The organism is Bradyrhizobium sp. HKCCYLRH3097 (assembly GCF_051167875.1).
Taxonomy (GTDB): Bacteria; Pseudomonadota; Alphaproteobacteria; order Rhizobiales; family Xanthobacteraceae; genus Bradyrhizobium.
In genome coordinates, this window is record NZ_JBNPTX010000009.1 from 264,216 (window position 1) to 283,942 (window position 19,727).

Here is a 19,727-nt window from a genome sequence, read left to right on the forward strand (position 1 = left end):
CGTTCAGCCAATCCGCATCAAGCGGACGAAGACGGCCCGGCCGCGAGACCGAGCCGTACAAACAGATAAACAAGACCTGAGGGATCGAGGATGCGCCTGAATCGCCGTCAGACTGGCTCGAATTGGCGGGCCGCCGCCGAACTGGCAGCAAGCGCGACGGCTCTCGTCGCCTTGGTGGCCTCCACCGTGCTGGCCGCGTCGGCGGCGAGCCTGGCCAACGAGGCGGAGCCGCTGCGGCTTTGTGCGGATCCGACCAATCTTCCGTTTTCGAGCGACAATCCAACGCAGCCGGGATTCTATGTCGAGGTCGGCCAGGCGCTGTCGCGTGAGCTCGGCCGCCCCGTGACGTATGACTGGTACAAATCCTATTTCGGCAAGCGAACCGTGCGCGTGACGCTGCTGGGCAAGCAGTGCGACGCGATGATCGGTCTGCCGCTGTCAGCGGACTTCATGGGACCGGCAGTGATCTTCTCGAAGAAGATCGCGACCGAGACCTACGCGCTCGTCAGCCGCGGAACGTTGGTCGTCCATGGCATCGACGACCTCCGAGGCAAGCGGGTCGCGGTGCAATATCAGACCACGCCGCAAAATCTGCTGGCCCAGCGCGACGACATCGAGAAGGTGACGGTGCTGACACCGGACGAAGGCTTGGCGGCGCTGGCCCACGGCAAGGTCGACATCGCCTTCATCTGGGGGCCGGTTGCAGGCTGGCTGAACAAGACGATCTACCAGAGCAGCTTCCGGATCCAGCCGGTCGAGGGCGACGGTCTGTCCTGGGATGCCGCGATCGGCCTTGCCAAGAGCTCCACGCAATTGCGCGATCAGATCGACGCCGCCCTGCCGCAGCTCGCACCGCGGATCGCCGAGCTGGCGGCCAAATACGGGATGCCGGGCGAGCCGTCGATCAGGCTCGGCGCCGTGCCGCGCCCGATCAGGCTGGCGTCGACGACTGACCCTGCTCAGCTTCTCCGCCAGCCGGTCGCCGAGGCCGCCGTGATGAGGGTTTCGGACTCGACTGCGAGCGAGTCGAAGACCGAGGCGGTGACGCTGGGCAAAGAGATCTTCAACGGCACCTGCGCGCATTGTCACGGACCCGACGCCGTGCAGGCGGAACGGCGCATCGACCTGCGACGGCTGCGGACCCGCTACGGCGAGGACATGCGCGACAAATTTTGGACCACCGTGCATGAAGGCCGTCCCTCCAAGGGCATGCCCGCCTGGAAGGAGGTCTTTACCGACGACCAGTTCGAGAGCATCTATACGTTCCTGCTGACCGTGCAGTCGTCAGAAACGGCAAATTGAAGGAGGGACACCGGCCGACACGATCTGCCGGATCACCCGGCACGTGCTGGCGGCGAGTGAAGGTCGGACATGACGCGCTTTCTGATCATCGACGATCATCCGCTGTTTCGCGAAGCGCTCGGCAACGCGGTGCGTCTGGCGCATCCCGACGCTGAGATCTTCGAGGTGCTGTCGATTGCCGATGCGCTCACCACCCTCGCAATGAAACCCGACATCGACCTGGCGCTGCTCGACCTGACGCTGCCCGATGCCATGGGCTTCTCGGGATTCCAGCGGCTTCGCGCCGCGTATCCGCGGCTTCCGGTCGCGATCGTCTCGAGTGAAGAGGACCAGAACGTCGTGCGCGAGGCGCTTTCGCTCGGCGCGGCCGGCTATCTGCCGAAGTCGACCTCGAAGCGTGAGCTGACGTCGGCGATCGAGCGCGTGCTCAGCGGCTCGATCTCGGTCCCGAAAGACTTCGTGCCCGTCGTCGAGCGCCACGGGAAGGGGTCATCTCGCGCGCTGCAGGCGCGTCTCGAGGAGCTGACGCCACAACAGCTTCGCGTCCTCGACCTGATCAGGCGTGGCTATCAGAACCGGGAAATCGCCAGCGAGCTTCAGCTTGCGGAGTCGACCGTCAAGGCGCACATCACCGAGATCCTGAGAAAACTCCGTCTGTTCAGCCGCAACAAGGCCGTCATCGAGATCGGCAAGATCGCGCTGAACGTGCCGGCCGACCGGCAGGGATCGCGCACCGCTTCGAGTCGAAAGCACCCGTAGCGAATTGTTGCGCCGCACGACTCCACGGCCACGGCAGGCGTAGCGACGTCGATGGCGTCTTGATCGTTGATTGATGCCAACCAACGCGGTATCGCTGATGCTCCGGTTCTGACGTTCCTTCGAAGACGCAGCCCGCACGCTGGTTGAATGTCGGATCCGCGACACTGAATGATCCGGATCTTCGATCCGGCCGGGGGAGGCAGGCACGTGGCTCGATTGCTCATCGTCGAGGACCATCCGCTGTTTCGGGAGGCGCTGGAGAGCGCGATCCGCGCCGCTCTGGCTGATGCCGAGATGCGCGAGGCGACGTCCGTCGACATGGCCGTCGGGCTTCTTTCATCTCCGCCGAGATTCGACCTGATCCTGCTCGACCTCTCGACACCCGGAACGACCGGACTCTCCGGCGTCATCCGCATCCGCAAGACCGCGCCGCGCACACCGATCCTGGTGGTTTCCGCGCATCGGGACCCGGACCTCGTCGCCCATGTTCTCGCGCTGGGTGTCTCCGGCTACATCTCGAAATCGACTTCGAAGCAGCAACTTGCCGATGCGATCAAGGCCGTGCTGCGGGGCGAGGTCCATGTTGAAGGCGGCTCCCTCTGCGCCAGCGCGCGCCGTGGCCGACTTCCTGCTCAGGACCTCCTGAAGCGTCTTCACGAGCTGACGCCGCAGCAACTGCGCGTGCTCGACCTGATCCGCCGCGGGCTGCAGAACAAGCAGATCGCCTATGAGCTCGGGATCTGCGAGACGACGGTGAAGGTCCACGTCTCGGAGATCCTGCGAAAGCTTCGCGTCATGAGCAGGACCAAGGCCATCATCGAGATGGAAAAGATCGACTTCGTGAACCTCATCGGCGAGCCGCGCACGCCGGCTCGGGCAAACGGCGCTGAGGCGCTCATGACAGCAAGAACGACAACAGCGCGCGAAGCTCCGCAGGCCTGACCGGCTTGGTCAAGATCTCGAGCCCGTCTTGGCTTGCTTCCCTGGCTGCGTCCTCGGAATAGTCGGCGGTCACGATCATGGCCGCGACATCTCGGCCGAGGAATTGCCTGATGTCCCGGATGGCGGCAAGCCCGCTCTCGTCGCCATCCAGGTGGAGATCCGCGATGATCGTCTCGGGGACCGCCCCGAGCGCACTCAAACGCTGCAAAGCGTCATTTGACGACGCCGTCGCCACGACGTCGCAGCCCCATTTTTCCAACAGACTGACCATGGCCTCGGCGGTGGCCAGGTCGTTTTCGATCAGCAGGATCTTGGCGCCTTCGAGCCCGCCATAGTCGTGGTCGACGTGATCCGCAGGATGCGGATCCGGCAGTACGGCTGCCGGGTCGGCGCGGTCGAGCTCGAGCTTGAATGTGGACCCATGTCCAACCCGCGAAGCCAGCCCGACCTCATGGTCCAATGCCTTGGCGAAGCGACGGACGATCGACAGGCCCAGCCCGAAGCCGGCTTGATCCTCGGCGCTCGGCTGACCGCGCTGGAATTCGAGAAAGATCGCTTCTTGTTGCGGTTTGGGAATGCCCGGACCGGTGTCGTGGACCTCGATGCGAACCCGGCCTGCTCCCGGCCCCGGCCGGCATCCCATGACGACGCCGCCTCGCCGCGTGTAGCGCAGAGAGTTGGCGAGGAGGTTCTGCAAGATGCGCCGCAGCATCATGGCATCCGAGACCACGGCGATCGAGCACGGACAAATGCGCAGGGACAACCCGCGTTTGGCCGCGATCGGGGCGAATTCGCGTTCGAGCGGCTCGAACAGGGTCGAAAGCAGAACGGGCCTGACATCGGGGCGCAGGGCTCCGGCATCGAGCTTGGCAATCTCCAGCAGGGACCGCAGCAGATCCTCGAGCATGGCCAGCGAATGGTCGACCTGGCCGACCATGGCCGTTCCGCGATCGGACGAGACTTCGTCCGCCAAGGTCGAGAGCGTGAGCCGCGCGGCGTTGAGCGGCTGAAGCAGATCATGCGTAACGGAGATGAGAACCGAGGATTTCAGGGAGCTGGCCGCTTCAGCCTGCTGCTTGGCCCGAAAGAGGTCCTTGTTGGCGGTTTCGATCGAACGCAGCGCATCACGCAGCTGGCGCGTCCGCTCGCGCACCTGCTGATCGAGGGCGATCGCCGTTTCGAACAGCGAGAACGCATTGAACTGCTGGTCCATCGAGCGTTCGACCCGGGACATCAGCGCGGCGTTGATCTTCCTGAGCTTGGCCGCCTCGCGCTGCAGGTCTTCCGGAGACCCCGCGGCGGTCATGGCTGCGCCGCTCCACGTTTGCCGATCGCGACCCCGGTCAGCGTCTGATTGACGTGCATTGAACCGTACTGCTCGCCATAGGTATGGAATCCGACGATCCGGTTGTCGCGATAGAGATCGGACATTTCCCGCGCAAACTGATGCTGCTCTGCGTCAAGACGCCTGAGGATGCACTCGAAACCGATGAAGATCGAGACCTCGCCGATCTCGTCGCGGACCTCGGCCAGCATCTCGCGGGCGGCCGCCACGGAGTTGCGTGACCTCGCCGCCGTCAGCACCATTCCTTCGTCGATCGCGCAGAAGAACCGGAGCGAGCCGTCAGGGCTGACGCGCTGAATCGAGCGCGCGAAATAGGAGCCTCCCACGCGCACCAGGACCGGATGGGCCGCAAACAGGAACGGGTCGAGCTCGGAATCGGCTATTCCGATCGCGCGACAATATTCCTCCGCCGCCGGCTCGGCATTGAGCTGCTTGACGATACGCTGCTCGAGATCGGCCTCCGTCACCACCATCTTGGTCGAGGTCGGCTCGAAATTGTCGCATTTGAACAGCCGGAACGGCAATGACGTCCTGATCAGGATCAGCACGGCCATGTCCGTGTGGGCCTTGCCGTCGTGAAAGACCCAGGTGCGCTCGAACCGCAGACCATCGCCGGCCGACCCGCCAACCAGGGGAATGTTGTCGAGCGAGGCGTAGATCGCCGACATGATCGCCTCTTCGCGCTGGCACATGCCGTCGATCAGGACGAGCCCGAACACGCCGTCGTCGTCGCGACCAGCGTGCTGCGAGAGGTCCTGCCTCATCTGGTTGCCGAGGCGACGTCCTTCATCGACGCGAAAGCCCGACAACCCGAAGATGGGCTGTGCGAATACCGTGAAATCCTCGGCGGCAAATCCGAGAGCGACGACGCTGTTGTCGTCCCAGCCATCGGGCGACAGCTCTCCGGCCGTCGTACAGCCGTATACGGGGACGTCCGCAAGACGGGTCGTCACCTCCACCATGAACTCGTTTGGATCGTAGTGGGGCGACAGGAAGATCAGCACCATCGCCAACCCGTCGGCCGGCAACTGGCCGCAGATGTCGGCCGCCGCAGCGGCCTCCGTCGCAGCCTTGGACTTTGCAGCATTCACGCCAGACGGACGCGGGGGCCGAGGATCGGCGTCTCCCATCGGGCACCTCCCAGAACGACACTTTGGGTTGTTGGTGATCGTTCGTTTTTTTAGAAGATTAGGCCAATTGAGCAGCAACGGCAACCGCGCGGCTTGATCCAGGACAAGGACTTGGGCCGGGCTGTCGTCCGATCATCCGCGCGGATCTGCTCACCGGCCTGTCCCGGGGGGCTGGCCCGCGCCCGCTCCGGATCGAAAAGGGAAAGATTTCGCATGCTCCGCCGCATCGCTCTTGTCGCCGTTCTCGCCTGCCTGGCACCGAGCGCCCGCGCGCTCGACGGAAATCCGGCCGCCGGGAAAAGCATCTTCCAGCGCATCTGCCAGAACTGCCACTCTGCTGAGATCGGCGTCAACAAGGTCGGCCCGAGCCTCTGGAACATCGTTGGACGGCAGCCAGCGGCTGTGCCGGACTACGCCTATTCGGAGAGCATGAAAAAGAACAATGCGCCCTGGACCGCGACGGCACTGGATGCCTATATCGCCGATCCTCGCGGGGACGTTCACGGCGTCAAGATGTATTTCAAAGGATTGGCGGACGCGAAGGAGCGGGCCGACGTCGTCGCCTATCTCTCGACTCTGAAATAGCGTAGCCGGGGAAGCTGGCGATTTTGCCGACGCTGCAGGCCGCGCCGTTGGAAAAGAGCCGTTCGCCGATTCCGACTGGCATCGTTGGCGCGCTGGCCCAGGGCATCATCGCTATGAGCGGGTTGGGTGTCGGGCCAGCGTTTTCTGCAAGCGGTTTTGAGGCTGCGGGTACCAGGCATGTCACGATGAGCTTGGATCACCCTTCTTTCGAAGCGAAAGCTTCAGGGCGACGCCCCCAATTCTCGAATCCTCGATCCACAGTCGGCCATCATAGAGGCTGGTCAGGTCGCGGGCGATCGCCAGACCGAGCCCAGTGCCGGGCTTCGCGTCGTCAAGTCTCGTGCCCACGTCGAACACGCGCATTCGGTGTTCCACTGGAATGCCGGGCCCGTCGTCCTCAACCGTGATCAAGACGGTGCTGTCGAGATCCTCGATCGAAATCACGACGCGGTCACGTGCCCATTTTGCCGCATTGTCGAGCAGGTTGCCGATGAGTTCGGTCAGATCGTTGGTGTCGCAGGCAACGACGACGTCCGCTGCTCCTTCGACTTCGAACCGCCGGTCGTGCCCTGGGCTGAATCGCGAGTAGGTATTGATGACGCTCCTCAAGACGTCTGCGACGACCGCAAACGCACCTGCATTCGCGATCGTGGAGGCCTTTGCGCGCGCCGTCTGGTAGTCGATGAGCAGCGCCATTCGCGAGCACTGCTCCGACAGAATCTGAGCGTGGATCTCCTGACCGGACGCTTTCAGCCGTGCTGCCTCCTCGTCGAGAATTGCCAGAGGTGTCTTCAGCGCGTGTGCAAAACTTCCTGCGAGTACGCGAGCGCGATCGACCATGTTGAGATTTGCCGCAATCATTCCGTTCAGCTCGGTGACGAGCGGCATGATTTCCTCCGGCAGGTCCTCAGGCAGCCTTGAGGTCTTGCCGCTACGCACGTCCACGATGGCGCGACTCATGCGCTGGAGCGGCCGCAGGCCGTAAGCGACCTGAGCGTAGGCGGTGCCAACCATGGCGAGGGCCATGATACCAAGCGTCGCTATCAGCGTCAGATTGAGGTGCTGCATCTCGTCACTAATCAGTCGCTCGTCTGCACCGACACGGATTTCGACGGGTTGCCCGAGGCGAGACGGCTCGCTGATGTTTCGGACCATGCGCATCGGCCCGGTCGGTCCCTCCACACTAAGCGCCGTGGAGGAGGGCAGGGAACCCTCGCGACTCTGGTCGGGCGTGAATGAAAGGAAAAGGTCATCCTGCAACGACGGCGAGCGCGCGCTTTCGCCGTTCTGCAGGATGACCTGCCAATACATTCCGGAACGGGCAGGGGAGAAACGCGGATCGCTCAGATCGCGGGCGATGAACAGCCGCTGCGTGGCGTCGAGTTCCACGAGATCGGCGAGCTCGCGGGCGTGATCCAGCAGGTCATGATCGAAGTGGGCCTCGACGACACGGCGAATGACGATCGAGAGCCCGAGCCCGCTGGCGAACAAGACGATGGAAATCCAGATCGCGGCGACCGCGAGCATCCGGGCTCGGAAGTTGCGGCTGAACATTGCTCTACCCGAAGCGATATCCCATGCCTCTGACGGTGCGAATGCAGTCACGCCCCAGCTTTCTCCTGAGCCGGGCAATGTAGACTTCGACCGTATTGGAGTCGCGATGGTCGCTGCTCGGATAGATGTGCTCCAGCAGTTCGGTCTGCGACACGATATGATCGGCGCGGCGCATGAGGAGTTCGAGGACGCGCAACTCGAGTGCAGTCAGGTCGACGATCTCCCCGTCCTTCTTGACCAGGCCGGCCGCCGCGTTGAACTCGATCTGCCGGAGGCGGAGCACGGCGTCCGGTCTGCTGGAGACCCGACGGAGCAGCGATTTGACCCGCGCAACGAGCTCCTGCGCCTTGAAGGGCTTTTCGAGATAGTCGTCCGCGCCTGCGTTCAGGCCATTGACACGCTCGACCCAGCCGCTGCGGGCGGACAGGATCAGCACCGGCAGCGTGTGCCCGGTATGACGCCAGCGTTGCAGCACGTCGAGGCCCGAAATGCACGGCAGTCCGAGGTCGAGGACCGCGGCATCATAGGGCTGGCTGTTGCCCAGCATCCAGCCCTGCTTGCCATCGGTGGCGAGATCCGCCTCGAAACCGGCATCGGCCAGGCTTTCCCTGATGCGCTCCGCGTAGATGGGCTCGTCCTCTATGAGCAGAATGCGCATTGCCATTCCTCCGGTTGCCGAACGGGTTCCGACGATGCGGACACGCTGATCGGGCCTCGAACGCTATGGATTGATCCCGAGCTCTCTGGCTGCGTCAGCGATGCGCGTGCGCTCCGGGACGTCCTCCGCAAAGACCGACAGTGCGCGTTGCAGCGACTGTTTCGCCGCCTCGACATCGCCCAGTACCACCCGCGAGCGGATCAACTTGATCCAGCCTTCTGCATCGCGCGGTGATTGCTCGAGTCGGCTCGCAAGGCCATCCACCATGCCCCGGATCATGAGGTTGCGGTCCTGTGTGGACATGCTTTCCGCCTTGCGAATGTCCTCGGCGCGGGGGCCGCGCGGCTCCGCCGGCTCGGTCGCGGAGGTCTTGCCGGAGCGCAGGAGTTCCTGCATGCGCTCGGCGGACAGGTTCGGTCGGGCAGGCGATGGCGAGCCGTCATCCTCTCCGAGCTCGCGACGAAGCGCGCCGAGCCGCTGCTTGAGATCGGGCAGCCACGGCTCGTTCGGATCGGCCTCCGATACGATCGCCGTCCAGTCGGCCATCGCACCCCGTTTGTCTCCCTCCTGTTCTTTCACGACGCCGATGAAGAAGCGGGCGCGCGCGTCCTTGGGATCCAGTTTGAGTGCTTCGTCGAAGTCCGCGCGGGCTGCGGACGTGACGGTGCCGTCCGCGGCCCGCACCAGCGCTTCGCCGCGTGCGCTGCGGTATTCTGCCGAGCCTGGCCGCAGCTCCATTGCGCGCGCATAGGCCTGTGCCGCCTCTGCAAAGCGCTCGATGTTGAACAGCGACCAGCCCAGCAGCCGCCATCCGTCGGCATCCTTGGGATTCCGCTCCAGTCTGGTCTGGACACGCTGGATCATCTCTTCGACCGGCGGCAGTCCGCTGCTCTGCTGCGGTCGGTCGCGACCGTCCTGGCCGGTCATCTGCTCCAACGAGGCAATGGCCTGGGTGCCGGCGTCGGATCGCGCCTCGCCAACCGACCTCGCCGTGGTGCTGCTGGCGGTCTGGCCCGGTCCGGCCGCGGGGACATCCGGATTTCCGACGACCGCATACAGACCGACGGAGCCGAACACCACCGTCAGCGTGACGACACTGAGCGCAAATTTTCGTTCGGAGCTGGTGAGGGAGGGCGCCGATGGCTGTTCGGCGGCGGCTGCGGCGAGAATGCGCCGCTTGATCTCGCTGGCCGCGTTCTCGCCATCCGACTTGTCGATCAGGCCGCGTGCGGTTTCGTTCTCGATCTCGCGGAGCTGGTCGTGGTGGACGGCAAGTCCCTGAGCCGAAGCCAACCGTCTCCGCTCGTAGCTGCGGATGAATGGCGTCGATATGAGCACGGCGGCCACGGAAATCATCGCCGTCAGGATCAGCCACAGCATCATGAAAGGCTCCGTCGATCGAGGATCGCCTCGATGGCTTCGAGTTCGTCGGCGCTGAGCGGAGCGACGTGCTCCGCCTCGGGCGCACTCGCATTGGCTGCCGCCCGGCGCACGTAGCGGCCGAAGCCGACGATGGCCGTGAGCAGGGCGAGCAGGGGACCGATCCACAGCGCGATGGTATTCCACTGCAAGGGAGGCTTGAGCAGGACGAAGTTGCCGTAGCGTGCGACCAGGAAGTCCACCGCCTGCCGGTCGCTGTCGCCGGCCTGCAGGCGATCGCGCAGCAGCACCCTCAGATCATGCGCCAATGGAGCGTTGGAGTCGTCAATGCTCTGATTTTGACAAACGACGCAGCGCAGTTCCTGGCCCAGCGCGCGCGCGCGGGCCTCCAGTCCCTCGTCGCGCAACATTTCGTCGGGAAGCACCGCACGAGATGGCGACCATGTCGCCGTCAGCACGAGCGAGCTGACGAGCAGCGCTTCGGCCGCGCGCTTGATCAGCCGGCAGTTCATGACTCGCTCCTGAGTGCCTTCAGCAGAGGTTCGAAATCGTCACGCCATACACCTTCGGTCAGCGGGCCGGGATAGCGGAAGCGGATGCGGCCGGCCCGATCGATCACGAAGGTTTCGGGAACGCCGGTCACGCCAAGATCGATGCCGGCCCGGCCGGACTCATCGGAGCCGACACGGGCATAGGGACTGCCATGCTTGGCAAGCCAACGTTTGCCGTCGTTCCGATCGTCCTTCCAGTTCAGCCCATAGATCGGGATCGCGGAGCTCTCTGCGAGCTTGAGCAGCATGGGATGCTCGACGCGGCATCCGGGGCACCAGGATGCGAAAACGTTGAGCAGGACCACGTCGCCCTGCAGGTCGGTACTGGCAAGACCGCCGCCCTTGCCGTCGAGCGACGCGAGCTGGAAACGCGGCGTCGGCTTGTCGATCAGGGTCGAGGGCATTCGCTGCGGATCGTTGGTCAGGCTGAAAGCCAGTCCAGCGGCCAGTGCGGCGAAAGCCACGAGAGGTATGAGATAGGGGAGGCGCGGCATATCTCGTCCTATTCAGCAGGAACGGCAGTCGGTACGGCCCGCATCGCCCGTCGCGGAGCACCGACACGAAATCTCCGGTCGGCCAGCGAGATGAAGCCGCCGAAAGCCATCATCAGTGCGCCGATCCAGACCAGCGGCACCAGAGGGTGATAGTAGCAGCGCACCGCCCACGCGCCCTTGTCGTCGGGATCACCGAGCGTCACGTAGACGTTCCAGATCAGGTTGGTTCGAATGCCGGCGGCGGTCGTCTGCTGCTGTCTGACGGGATAGAAGCGGCGCTCGCTGGAAAGCTGCGTGAACGGCTTGCCGTTCCGCGTGATGTCGAACGTGCCACGCTCGGCTTCGTAGTTGGGGCCTGGAAATTTTCCGATCGAGCGCAGCTTGATGTCGTAGCCCGCGAGCTGCAGGCTCTGGCCCGGCCGCAGCATCTGCACCTTCTCGCTGGCCCACGCGGTCATCCCGGTAATGCCTGCGACGGTGACGCCCATTCCCGCATGGGCCAGCACCAGGCCGTAGACCGCGAGCGGGGTGGTGCGCGCGAGGTTGAGCGAGGTCGCCAAGGGAGTCGTCATGCCGAGGCGGACGCGATGAGCCAGCACCATCAGCGAGCCGATCACGAGCCAGACGGCGATGCCGAAGAAGAACGCAACCAGGAAACGCTGTCCGAACGTCGCGACGAGGATCGCGACGGCAATGAATGCCGCAAGTCCCCCGGCCAGGCGGAGTCGTTGCAGGGCCGCAACGAGGAGATCGCGCTTCCATTTCAGAACCGGGCCGATCACCATGGCAAGCAGCAGCGGAACCATGATCGGAACGAACGTCAAGTTGTAGTAGGGAGGACCGACGGAGATCTTGTCGTTTCCGAGCATGTCGACGAGGAGCGGGTAGAACGTGCCGAGAAACACGGTGGCCACGGCTGCCGTGAGCAGCACATTGTTGAGGACGAGGCCGCTCTCGCGGCTGACGGCTGCGAACAGCGCACCGTGCTTCAGGCTTGGGGCCCTGATCGCATACAGCGTCAACGCCCCGCCGGTCGCCACCAGGATGAGCGCCAGGATGAATGCGCCACGCGACGGGTCCTGTGCGAAGGCATGAACGCTGGTGAGCACGCCGGACCTCACCAGGAAAGTCCCGATCAGGCTCAATGAGAAGGTCACGATCCCCAGCAGGATCGTCCAGCTCTGGAGGGCGCTCCGTCGTTCGACCACCAGGGCGGAATGCAGGAGCGCAGTCCCCGCAAGCCACGGCATGAAGGAGGCGTTCTCGACGGGGTCCCAGAACCACCAGCCGCCCCAGCCGAGCGTGTAGTACGCCCATGCGCTGCCCAGCGTGATTCCAATCGTGAGAAAGCACCAGGCCGCGAGCACCCACGGTCGGACCCAGCGGGCCCAGCTGGCATCGACCTTTCCCTCGATCAGCGCGGCGACCGAGAACGAGAACGCCATCGAGAAGCCGACGTAACCCAGATACAGAAACGGTGGATGAAAGGCGAGGCCAGGATCCTGCAAAATCGGATTCAGTCCGTTGCCTTCGAGGGGAGCATCGACCAGCCGCGCGAACGGATTCGACGTCGAGACGATGAACGCCAGAAAGCCGAGGCCGATCATGCCGTGCACGCCGAGAACGTTGCTCTGCAGCCGCTCCGGAAGGTTCGTTCCGAACAATGCAACTGCCGCGCCGAACAAGGAGAGGATCAGGACCCACAGCAGCATGGATCCCTCATGGTTTCCCCAGACTCCGGAGACCTTGTAGAGCAGCGGCTTCAGCGTGTGCGAATTCGCTGCGACGACCTGGACTGAAAAGTCGGAGTGGACGAACAGCGACGTCAGGCATGCGAATGCGATCGCGACGAACAGAAACTGAGTCAAGGCAGCGTGACGAACGAAGCCGGCGATCATCGCGGATTGGCGGCGCAGCGCTGCGAACGGAACGATCGACTGCACCAGCGATACGAGGAGCGCGAGAATGAGCGCAAACGATCCGACCTCCGCTGTCATGTGGTATCTCCGACTGCAGCGGATATTCCTGCAGCTAACTATCAAGTGTCTGTGATGCGCCGACAATCAATGCGCCGAATGAGGCATCATTCGTACGGAATGATGATGATCCATCGACGTGCATCGTAGTGTAACTGCAACTCATTCGCACTCACGGCCGGAGAACGGTATCATCGGGGCGTCTTGGTACTTAGTGTTATATTCGTTGAGATATAGCGTGCGAATCATCTGCCGCGCCGTCGAGCAGCGAACGCGACGTCGACCGCATGATAGGCAGGGTGGCGAAACGAAATCGTCCGCTATTCCAGAAGCTTGGCGATATCGCCGTGACCGCTGGCAGCGGCGATGTCGGTGGCACGTTCGCGGCGCTTGTTCCTCAACTGCTTTTCGGCACCGGCGGCGAGAAGGCTGTGCGCAATGCCGATATTCCCCTCATGGGCCGCCATCATCAGCGCGCTCATGCCCTGGCCGTTGCGCATGTTCGGGTCGGCCTTACGCCTGAGAAGCTCACTGACGACATCCGCAAGCCCGGCGCGCGCGGCGAGGATGAGAGCGGTATTTCCGCCTCTTGTCGCGCGTTTCGGGTCGGCCCCATGGTCCAACAGAAGCAGCGAGGCCGCGGCGCTGCGGCCCTCGATGGCATTCAGCAACGGCGTCTTGTCGTCGGTGTCCGCGCGGTTGACGTCCGCACCTGCGCGGATCAGTTGTCCGATCGCGTGCGTATTGCCATTGCCGGCCGCGTGCCAGAGTGCGGTGCGGCCCTGCCCATCGGCGGCGTTGAGGTCGGATCTCTGAACGAGTTGCCGATCGAGCGGGCCATTTGGGCACGACGCGACCGCGATCATGAGTGGGGTCCGGCCGTCTGCCAACGCGGGCAGCCTGCCGGAGGCGCCGTCGAGGAGCGCGGCGATAGCGGCGCCGTTGCAGCGGCTGAGCGCCATCAGTAGTGCGGTCGCGCCATCTGCACGCGCTGCAGAGGGGTCGGCCGCCTTGGTCAGCAGCAGTCTGATGATGTCTCCATGATCCTTGTCCGCTGCCAGCATCAATGGCGTGTCGCCGCGCCGATTGCTGGTGTTCGGATTGGCTCCCGAGGCGAGCAGGAGCTCCACCAGCCGAAGATGCCCGGCGGCCGCGGCGATCGCCAGAGGCGTATCGCCGTCCTCGTTGACCGCGTTGACGTCAGCCTTCGCAGCGATGAGCTGGCGCATCGGATCGAACTGGCCGCGCAGCGCGGCGTCGATGATGGCCGGATGGCCGTTTCGCATGGCGGCCTGCGCATCGAGCGTCGGGGGCGGCCTGCGCGCAGCTTCGCGCGCCGGCTCCCCGGCGCGCGGGCGCGCATTTCGGTTGACCATGTCGGCCAGCAACTGCTCGGCGGGCTGATAGCCGGCCGCCGCCGACTTGCGTAGCCAGTCCCGCGCCCGGTCGGGATCGGCCGGCGTTCCACGGCCCGCAAGCCACATCGCTGCGACATTATACTGCGCCTTGACGTGTCCCTTCCTTGCGCTTGCCTCCATCCATTTGAACGCCAGCGTGTCGTCTGCTCTGGTGCCGAGACCGGCGCGGTAAAGTGATGCAAGTCGGTACTGCGCCTCCGGATTGCCGGCGCTGGCGGCGCGCTCGAGCAGCTTCAGTGCGTCCTCGGGATGTCCGGCGCGGATCGCGGCATCGGCCGCCTGGCTCGCGGATGCTTCGGAGCTCACGCCGGCCGGCGTTTCGCCGGCCGGGGCGACCGACGGCACGGTCGAGCCGACGAGACAGATCAGGGGGATGATGACGTGAGAGGACTTAAGCCGTGCCATATTTCGTCTCGACCTCGATACCCATGCTCTTCAGGAATGCGGTGGGCAGAATGCCGCCGACGCACACGATGACGGCATCGTTTGGGATCGTGCTCGTGCTGCCATTGGCAACGATCTCGACGTCGTCATCGCCGATCCGTTTGACTGACGAATTGTAGATGACGCGGAGCCGGCCCGATTGGGCGGCTGCTTCCGTCCGTTGACGGTTCTTCAGCTTGGCGCGACCGAACGACTCGCTGCGATGCGACAGAGTCACCGTCGTTCCCGGCTCATCGGCGATGGAGCATGCGGCTTCCAATGCAGCGTCGCCGCCGCCGACGACGAGCACGTGCTGGCCGCGATACTGCTCGGGGTCGACCAGTCGATAGACGACCTTGGTCTGCTCTTCGCCTGGAGCCTCCAGCTTGCGCGGCGTTCCGCGGCGCCCGATCGCCAGGAGCACGGCATGCGTTCTGTAGCTGCCGCGGTTCGTCCTGACGTCGAAGCCTTCTCCGACTCGCGTGACGGCCTCGACGCGTTCGCCGACGTTCACCTTGAGGCGGGATTTGCGCACGATGCTCATGAAGAAGGCGATCAACTGCTCCTTGCTGAGCTCTCTGAAGTTGAACTTGCCCGCGAGCGGCAGCGTGAAAGGTGCCGTCATCACCAGCTTGCCGCGGGGAAAGTGCGCGACGGTGCCGCCGAGCGAGTCCTGCTCGAGCGTGACGAAGCGCAGCCGATGCTGCAGGCAGGCGAGACTGGCGGAGAGTCCGGCCGGACCGCAGCCGACGACCACGACGTCGAGCATATCGGACTTGCCGATGTTCTTGACCTTGCGGACGGAGTCGATCGCCTGGCGTCCCTGCTCGATGGCGTTGCGGACCAGCCCCATCCCGCCGAGCTCTCCGGCGATGAAGATGCCGGGCACGTTGGTCTGGAACGCCTCGTCCACGTTCGGAATGTCGATGCCGCGCGTTTCGGTGCCGAACACCAGCGTGATGGCGTTCACGGGGCACACCGCCTTGCAGGCGCCGTGTCCGATGCAATGCGAAGGCTCGACCAGCGACGCCTTGCCGCCGATCAGGCCGAGAATGTCGCCCTCCGGACACGCCCTGACGCATGAGCCACAGCCGATGCACAAGGCAGGATCGATGATGGGATGGAGCGATGCCGGCTCGAGAAGACCGGCGTCCTTGGCGGCCGAGAGCTTCGCGACGCTCTTTATTTCCTTCCGCTTGCGCACGGCCATGTAAGTGGCCCAGACGCCGAGCATTGGCGCGGCGTAGACAATCAGGAGATCGATCGCCATGTCGTCTCTCTCTTTCTTACGAACTAACAGCGGAAGATAGAGAGTCGCCGACCGCGAACTCCGCGTGAAAAGGTCGAATGCGGTGCTAGATGCAAATTCCTCTCAAGAGATGCCGACATAGAAATTCCAGAATGATCTGACGTCTTGGAGACCAGGATTGGATCATTCGTTGAACAGATGCCGTCGGCGGAAATATGGCTCGCACTGATTTCGGACTAATGACGTCGGTGTCGGAAGACGGAGAGGGTTGTTGCAAGTGGTTATCACTAAGTTCTCTCTCGACTGAGATCCGGGGCTCCGCGAACGGGTCTGGCTTCCGCCGATCCGGCATTCGGGATTCACAGGATACGTCGAGGTCATGAGCAGAGCAGCGGTCGCTCGCGCGAGCGGCAATCCTCTTCGAGGAACCATTCCGGTCGTCATCACGGTCATCGTCCTCGGAGCGATTGCCGTCGGGTGGCTGCAGAAGGAGGAGGAGTATATTACGCCGGGCTCCGGCACCGGATACTGGCTCGGGATCTACGGCAGCGTCGCCATGCTGTCGCTGCTGGCCTATTCGATGCGTAAGCGCTTCAAGTCGCTGCGCGGCATCGGCTCGGTGCCGTTCTGGTTCAGGACCCACATGCTGCTCGGCGTCATTGGTCCCGTGCTCATCCTATTCCATGCGAATTTCCAACTGGGGGCGCTCAACAGCAACGTGGCATTCTTCACCATGCTGATCGTGGCGATCAGCGGCGTGATCGGCCGTTACATCTATGGCAAGATCCATATGGGCCTCCATGGCGGGAGAGCGCGTGTCAAGGAGCTGCTCGCCGAGGCCGAGGCAATGCGAACGGAGCTCGGTGAGGAGATGCAGGCCGTCTCGTTCGTGTCGCGGGAGCTGGCTGCCTTCAGCAAGGGGCTCGACAACAAGGTGCCGCGAACTGCGCTGGGCAGCCTGCGGACCGGCGCGGTCATCGCAGCGCGGACGAGACGGCTGCGCGCCAATGTGGTTGCGGAAGCGCGCCGGCTCATTCGCGCCGAAGCCAAGCGCGCGCGATGGTCGTGGTCCGAGCGACGGCGTCGCGAGAAGCGAATCGAGGAGGTGGTGCGGCGTTACGCCGCCGCAGTGCGCAAGGCCGCTGAGCTGACGTTCTTCGAACGATTGTTTTCGCTGTGGCATGTGCTTCATCTGCCGCTGTTTTTTCTCATGCTGCTGGCGGGCGTCGTTCATGTCTGGGCCGTCCATCACTATTGACGGAGTTGCGTGATGCGGTGGCGTGTTGCGGTCGTTGTCGCCGTCCTGGCCGGCGTTGCCATGCTATCGGCCGGAGTTCGAGCACAGACGTTGCTGGAAAAGCTGGTCATGCCCGGCCCGCTGGCCGAGAAGCATGCCAAGCTCGAGAGCGAGTGCGGAAAGTGCCACGAAGCCTATACCCGGAAGGCACAGTCGGGCCTCTGCCTCGATTGCCACAAGGAGATTGCCGTCGATCGCAGGCAGCGTGAGCGCCTGCACGGACGCGACCAGGCGGCGCTGAGCCAGGAGTGCAGGCAGTGTCACACCGACCACAAGGGGCGTGGAACCGACATCGTCCAACTCGACAAGGAAACCTTCGACCACGACATGACGAACTACCGGCTGGTCGATGCGCACAAGACCGTGCCTTGTGCGGGATGTCACGTCGCGAAGGTGAAGTTCCGCAACACGCCCTCGACCTGCTTCGAGTGTCACAAGGCGCTCGATCCGCATCGCGGCCGGCTCGGTGAACGCTGCGAGAACTGCCACACGGCAGTGAAATGGCGCGCGACCAAGGAGTTCGACCACACGAAGACCCGGTTTCCCCTCGTGGGCGCCCACAAGTCGGTCGCTTGTGCGACGTGCCACTCCGGCGAGCAATACAAGGATCTGCAGACGTCGTGCGGCTCATGCCACCGTCTTCAGGACGTCCATGGCGGCCGCTTCGGCGACAAGTGCGAGACGTGTCACGATCAGGAGAAATGGAAGACGGTCCGCTTCAATCACGACAAGACCCGCTTCCCGCTGCGAAATGCTCATGCCAAGGTGAAGTGTGAGAGCTGCCATACGGGTGATCTCTATCGGGACAAACTCGCGATGTCATGCGTGTCCTGTCACCGCAAGCAGGATCCGCATCAGGGCAAGCTCGGCGAACGCTGCGAGACGTGCCACAGCGATGCGGGCTGGCGGAAGAAGCTCACCTTCGATCACGAGATTACGCGTTTTCCGTTGATAGGTCTGCACAAGTCGGTGCCTTGCGAGGAGTGCCACCGGACGCCGACCTACAAGAATACGCCGATGGCCTGCGAAAGCTGCCACAAGGATTTCCACCAGGGGAAGCTTGGAGGGCGGTGCGCCAGCTGTCACAATCCGAATGGGTGGCGGCTTTGGCGTTTCGATCACGCGCGGCAGACACGATTCCCGCTGGTCGGTGTCCACCAGAAGATCACGTGCGAGGCCTGTCACAAGGCCAAGTCGCCGCCGGATCTGAAGTTGCCGATGGATTGCTTCAGCTGTCATCGCAGCTCGGACGTGCACAATGGCACCTTCGGTCAGACGTGCGAGCGCTGCCATGTCGCAACGGGATGGCGCAACGTTCAGATCAGGAACTGATTCGAATGGCTGCGTTGGCCGCAGACGGCGTCTGAGATCGTGTCGAGCTGACATCGGCTCGCAGCAGCTATCAGTTCGCATGCAGATCAATGGCTTGCGTGATGAGCGTGCGGGACCATTGCGCGCGCGCGACGTCAGAAACCTTAACCTCCATTCAGCTTGAGTTCAGCTTGGCCCAGTTTTGGGCCAGCTTTGCGCGTCTCTGGAAGCCCTGTCGTAGGCGTAGCGAAGGCTGCGTGATCTGGCCGATGACTCCGTCGTCGCCCGATCGATGCAGCGCTCGATCAAGGGAGCACGGAGCGTTCCGAGTATTCGGTGGCTGGGGAAGACGTGCCGCCGGGCCGTAGGGGAAATCCGCAAGGGTGTCTTGGATTTGTCGGGGCGACCGCCGAGCAGCGGACGCTCAACGGTCTCGGCTGGATTGGGGTCGGCCGGTCTCCGTCGGATGTCCGGCTGGCGATCGAGTCGAGAGTGAAGAGCGGAGTTGGAGTTGAGCAGCTGCTACAGCAAGCTGGGGCTGGTGGCGCGAGCCTCGCACCGTATGGTGCAGTGGCTGCTCGCCTGTATGCTGCTCGCTCTCGTGTTGGCAGGGCATGCTGCCGCGCAGAGCTCATTCGACCATGCCTCGACAGGTTTTCCGCTGACCGGAAGCCATGTCGGGGTGGAGTGCTCGTCCTGTCACGTCGGCGGGCGGTTCAAGGGCACGCAGACGCAGTGCGCGAGCTGCCACAACGGCGCGCAGACGGCGGGCATGTCGGTCAACCACCCGATGACCACGAGGCGATGTGAGAGCTGCCACCAGACCTCGACATGGAAGGACGTTCGGGCGATCGATCATACCCAGGCGAAGGCGTCATGTTCGACCTGCCATAACGGCGTGATGGCACGGGGCAAGTCGAAGAATCATATCACGACGACGGCGCCATGCGATGTGTGCCACAGGTCGACGGCGAGCTTTCGCATCAGAATGAAGATGGACCACGCCGGCATTGTCGCCGGTTGCGCCAACTGCCACAACGGGACGACGGCGCGCGGCAAGTCCAGCAACCATCTCCAGACCAATCTGCCGTGCGAGTCCTGTCACACCAGCACGGCGAGCTTCGGCGGCGCGGCATTCAAGCACGCCGCGACCGACACCAACTGCGCGACCTGCCACAACGGCAAGACCGCGATGGGCATGACGACGCCGCCGCACATCCCGACCGGGACGCTGCAGTGCTCGAACTGCCACAGCAACACCGCGGCGAGCTTTGCCACCTACACCATGAACCACGCCGCGGTGGCGACGGCGCGCTGCGACAGCTGTCACAACGGCTCCTTCACCGGCCAGGG

General features: G+C 63.8%; 17 protein-coding genes. 7 read left to right on the plus strand and 10 right to left on the minus strand.

Annotated features, from left to right (window positions below):
- The first annotated feature begins 90 nt into the window (after positions 1-90).
- The 3 genes from ACQR0U_RS22390 (at position 91) to ACQR0U_RS22400 (ending at position 3,003) form a co-directional block, all read left to right on the plus strand.
- Entirely contained in the window at positions 91-1,302 is a 1,212-nt protein-coding gene (locus ACQR0U_RS22390; protein ID WP_434843826.1) for a c-type cytochrome, read from the plus strand.
- A gap of 69 nt (positions 1,303-1,371) precedes the next feature.
- Positions 1,372-2,061: a response regulator gene (locus ACQR0U_RS22395; RefSeq protein WP_434843825.1), complete on the plus strand. Its 690-nt coding sequence runs from the start codon at positions 1,372-1,374 to the stop codon at positions 2,059-2,061.
- 207 nt (positions 2,062-2,268) lie between these two features.
- Positions 2,269-3,003, plus strand: coding sequence for a response regulator transcription factor (locus ACQR0U_RS22400; protein WP_316165069.1), 735 nt, complete (start codon positions 2,269-2,271; stop codon positions 3,001-3,003).
- Here ACQR0U_RS22400 and ACQR0U_RS22405 read toward each other — a convergent pair.
- On the minus strand, positions 2,957-4,309 hold the full coding sequence (locus ACQR0U_RS22405; RefSeq protein WP_434843824.1) for a hybrid sensor histidine kinase/response regulator: 1,353 nt from the start codon (positions 4,307-4,309) through the stop codon (positions 2,957-2,959). The genes ACQR0U_RS22400 and ACQR0U_RS22405 overlap by 47 nt on opposite strands.
- Positions 4,306-5,478: an FIST N-terminal domain-containing protein gene (locus tag ACQR0U_RS22410; protein ID WP_316165071.1), complete on the minus strand. Its 1,173-nt coding sequence runs from the start codon at positions 5,476-5,478 to the stop codon at positions 4,306-4,308. The genes ACQR0U_RS22405 and ACQR0U_RS22410 overlap by 4 nt, the downstream gene beginning before the upstream one ends.
- A gap of 93 nt (positions 5,479-5,571) precedes the next feature.
- On the opposite strand from ACQR0U_RS22410, the gene ACQR0U_RS22415 reads away from it, so the two are divergent.
- Positions 5,572-6,063, plus strand: a complete 492-nt coding sequence (locus ACQR0U_RS22415) for a c-type cytochrome (RefSeq protein WP_316175944.1) — start codon at positions 5,572-5,574, stop codon at positions 6,061-6,063.
- Positions 6,064-6,243: 180 nt separating this feature from the next.
- On the opposite strand, the gene ACQR0U_RS22420 is transcribed toward ACQR0U_RS22415, so the two are convergent.
- The 8 genes from ACQR0U_RS22420 to ACQR0U_RS22455 all read right to left on the minus strand — a co-directional run bounded on the left by ACQR0U_RS22420 (position 6,244) and on the right by ACQR0U_RS22455 (position 15,787).
- Positions 6,244-7,617 carry a HAMP domain-containing sensor histidine kinase gene (locus ACQR0U_RS22420; protein WP_316170824.1) on the minus strand — a complete coding sequence of 458 codons (1,374 nt, stop codon included), beginning with the start codon at positions 7,615-7,617 and terminating at the stop codon, positions 6,244-6,246.
- Positions 7,618-7,621: 4 nt separating this feature from the next.
- Positions 7,622-8,275 (minus strand): response regulator transcription factor, encoded by a 654-nt coding sequence (locus ACQR0U_RS22425; RefSeq protein ID WP_315717732.1) that lies wholly within the window; start codon positions 8,273-8,275, stop codon positions 7,622-7,624.
- A gap of 63 nt (positions 8,276-8,338) precedes the next feature.
- Complete coding sequence (gene ccmI / locus ACQR0U_RS22430; RefSeq protein WP_316165074.1) at positions 8,339-9,658, minus strand: c-type cytochrome biogenesis protein CcmI; 1,320 nt, start codon at positions 9,656-9,658, stop codon at positions 8,339-8,341.
- The gene (locus ACQR0U_RS22435) at positions 9,655-10,167 is read right to left on the minus strand and encodes a cytochrome c-type biogenesis protein (RefSeq protein ID WP_434843823.1); all 513 of its coding nucleotides are present in this window, start codon (positions 10,165-10,167) and stop codon (positions 9,655-9,657) included. Before ACQR0U_RS22435 ends, ccmI begins: the two co-directional genes overlap by 4 nt.
- Positions 10,164-10,700 (minus strand): DsbE family thiol:disulfide interchange protein, encoded by a 537-nt coding sequence (locus ACQR0U_RS22440; RefSeq protein ID WP_434843822.1) that lies wholly within the window; start codon positions 10,698-10,700, stop codon positions 10,164-10,166. The genes ACQR0U_RS22435 and ACQR0U_RS22440 overlap by 4 nt, the downstream gene beginning before the upstream one ends.
- An 8-nt stretch (positions 10,701-10,708) precedes the next feature.
- Entirely contained in the window at positions 10,709-12,697 is a 1,989-nt protein-coding gene (locus ACQR0U_RS22445; RefSeq protein WP_315717736.1) for a heme lyase CcmF/NrfE family subunit, read from the minus strand.
- A 299-nt stretch (positions 12,698-12,996) separates the two neighbouring features.
- The gene (locus tag ACQR0U_RS22450) at positions 12,997-14,400 is read right to left on the minus strand and encodes an ankyrin repeat domain-containing protein (RefSeq protein WP_434842246.1); all 1,404 of its coding nucleotides are present in this window, start codon (positions 14,398-14,400) and stop codon (positions 12,997-12,999) included.
- Positions 14,401-14,485: 85 nt separating this feature from the next.
- A complete protein-coding gene (locus ACQR0U_RS22455; protein ID WP_316186337.1) occupies positions 14,486-15,787 on the minus strand; it encodes an NAD(P)-binding domain-containing protein in 1,302 nt (433 codons plus the stop codon).
- A gap of 358 nt (positions 15,788-16,145) precedes the next feature.
- Here ACQR0U_RS22455 and ACQR0U_RS22460 point away from each other — a divergent pair, with 358 nt between their 5' ends.
- The 3 genes from ACQR0U_RS22460 to ACQR0U_RS22470 all read left to right on the plus strand — a co-directional run.
- Positions 16,146-17,024, plus strand: a complete 879-nt coding sequence (locus ACQR0U_RS22460; RefSeq protein ID WP_316165079.1) for a pyridine nucleotide-disulfide oxidoreductase — start codon at positions 16,146-16,148, stop codon at positions 17,022-17,024.
- Between the two features lie 12 nt (positions 17,025-17,036).
- A complete protein-coding gene (locus ACQR0U_RS22465; protein ID WP_434843821.1) occupies positions 17,037-18,395 on the plus strand; it encodes a cytochrome c3 family protein in 1,359 nt (452 codons plus the stop codon).
- Between the two features lie 490 nt (positions 18,396-18,885).
- A partial coding sequence (locus tag ACQR0U_RS22470) for a hypothetical protein (RefSeq protein ID WP_434872254.1) occupies positions 18,886-19,727 on the plus strand: 842 nt, incomplete at its 3' end.